This window comes from Streptomyces sp. (assembly GCF_036566765.1).
GTDB lineage: Bacteria > Actinomycetota > Actinomycetes > Streptomycetales > Streptomycetaceae > Streptomyces.
The window spans coordinates 1-2,435 of the sequence record NZ_DATCVQ010000507.1; the positions used below are offsets into that span (position 1 = coordinate 1).

The 2,435-nt window shown below is 72.3% G+C and carries 2 protein-coding genes; one reads left to right on the forward strand and one right to left on the reverse strand.

Annotation, left to right across the window (positions count from 1 at the left end; genetic code table 11):
• A partial coding sequence (locus VIU94_RS29570; protein WP_331915906.1) for a SpoIIE family protein phosphatase occupies positions 1 to 1,705 on the forward strand: 1,705 nt, incomplete at its 5' end.
• Positions 1,706 to 2,188: 483 nt separating this feature from the next.
• Here VIU94_RS29570 and VIU94_RS29575 read toward each other — a convergent pair.
• Positions 2,189 to 2,435, reverse strand: a 247-nt coding sequence (locus VIU94_RS29575) for a response regulator transcription factor (protein WP_331915908.1), incomplete at its 5' end; no start/stop codon positions are given.

Sequence of the window (2,435 nt, forward strand, 5' to 3'; positions counted from 1 at the left end):
CGCGGAGCCGGCGCGGCGGGAAGGGGACCGGCTGCGATTCGTGGGGGCCGCCACGCGGCGGGTCGCCCGCGGGATAGACCTCGACGAGATCGTGCTCGGGCTGTGCCGGGCCACCGTGCCGACGTTCTCCGACGCGATCCTGGTCTACCTGCGCGACCCCTTGCCGGTGGGCGACGAGCGGCCGATCGCGCCGTTCGTGCTGCGACTGCGCCGCACCGACCGGCTGCGTTTAACCGATGTGGACGGCGAGGACCCCATGCTGGTCCCCGACCCCGACCCCACCCCGGCCGCCGAACTGTGCGAGATCCGGGCCGGCGGCGCGCTCGCCGAGGTGCTGCGCGGCGTGCGGCCGGTGTTCGGCGACTCCGAGGCGGCCCTCGCCGCGCTCGCCGAGCTGCTCGGCCAGGACCATCCGCTGCCGCCCGGGCACCGGGCGATCCTGGCCCCGCTGCGCGGCCGCCGGCGCGTCATCGGCGCGGCCGTGTTCCTGCGCCGCCCCGAGCGGCCCGCTTTCGAGCCCAACGACCTGCTCGTCGCGGCCCAGTTGGCCACGCACACCGCGCTCGGCATCGACAAGGCGGTGCTGTACGGGCGCGAGGCCTACATCGCGGACGAGCTCCAGCGCACCATGCTGCCGGACTCGCTGCCCCAGCCGACCGGCGTCAAGCTGGCCTCCCGCTACCTGCCGGCCGCCGAGACGGCCCGGGTCGGCGGCGACTGGTACGACGCGATCCCGCTGCCCGGCAGCCGGGTCGCCCTGGTCGTCGGCGACGTCATGGGCCATTCCATGACCTCCGCCGCGATCATGGGCCAGCTGCGCACCACCGCGCAGACCCTCGCCGGGCTCGACCTGCCGCCGCAGGAGGTGCTGCACCACCTCGACGAGCAGGCGCAGCGGCTCGGCCAGGACCGCATGGCGACCTGCATGTACGCGGTGTACGACCCGGTCTCGCACCGGATCACCATCGCCAACGCCGGCCATCCGCCGCCGATACTGCTCCACCTCGGCGGCCGCGCCGAGGTGCTCCGGGTCCCGCCGGGCGCGCCGATCGGCGTCGGCGGAGTGGACTTCGAGGCGGTCGAGCTGGACGCCCCGGCCGGGGCGACGCTGCTGCTCTACACCGACGGCCTGGTGGAGTCCCGGCTGCGCGACGTCTGGACCGGTATCGAGCAGCTGCGGGAGCGGCTCGCCGCGACCGCGCAGCTGACCGGCCCGGATCACTCGCCGCCGCTGGAGGCGCTCTGCGACGACGTCCTGGACATGCTCGGCCCGGGCGACCGGGACGACGACATCGCGCTGCTCGCGGCCCGGTTCGACGGGATCGCGCCCAGCGACGTGGCCTACTGGTTCCTGGAGCCGGAGGACGCGGCCCCGGGCCGGGCCCGCCGGCTGGCCCGGCGGGCGCTGGCCCGCTGGGACCTGGAGGAGCTGACGGACTCGGTGGAGCTGCTGGTCAGCGAGGTCGTCACGAACGCGGTCCGGTACGCGGAGCGGCCGGTGACGCTGCGGCTGCTGCGCACGGACGTGCTGCGCTGCGAGGTCGGCGACGACTCGCCACACCTGCCGACGCAGCGCCCAGCACGGGACACCGACGAGAGCGGCCGCGGATTGGCTGTCGTCGACGCACTGTCGTCACGGTGGGGCGTGGTGCCGCTGTACGGCGGGAAGGCAGTGTGGTTTGAGATCGATCTTGGTACGGCCTGAGCGATTGGGCTGGGGCGAGCAAGTGACTTGGCGTCGCTGAAGCCATCACGTCCGTCGTGATGGATTTCCGTGCTTCGTAACTGCAGCAGGAGTCTGGAGGAGTTCGCGAGGGAGGCGGCCCGGCCGGGTCGCCCCGTGGTCGCGGACATCACCCGGGACGAGCTCGTCGAGATCGTTCGCAGACTCCTGATGGCCGCCCCTGAGAGCGACTACTATCTGCGGCTCCTGGAGGCGAACGTGTCGCATCCCCGGGTGAGTGACCTGGTCTTCACCCCTTGGACGCCCTTAAGGATGCGTCTGCGGAGCAGATCGTGGATCGCCGCGTACGGATCGACCTTGGACTTCGGCAGCACCCGGGCCCCCTCGTCGTGCAGAGCACAACCATGGTCCCGAGGCCAGCATCCGGGTGCTCTCAAAAAATTCGTAAACACAGCCAGGGGCGGTGCGGACGGGGGCCGTTTCCTTCGGATCGACAGCGGCGGGTCAGTCCGGAGTGATGCCGGTGAGGACGGCGAGAACGGCGAGACGGATCCGGTTGTCCCGGCCCGTCTTCGCCATCAGGCTCGCCACGTGCGTCTTCACCGTGGTAACCCCGAGATGCAGCCGGTCGGCGATCTCCTTGTTGGACAGGCCCACGCCGAGCAGTCCGAGTACCTCCCGCTCGCGCGGGGTGATGGCCGGCGCCGGGACGTCCGCGGTGTCCGAGGAGGAACGGGTGCGGAGAGCCTGG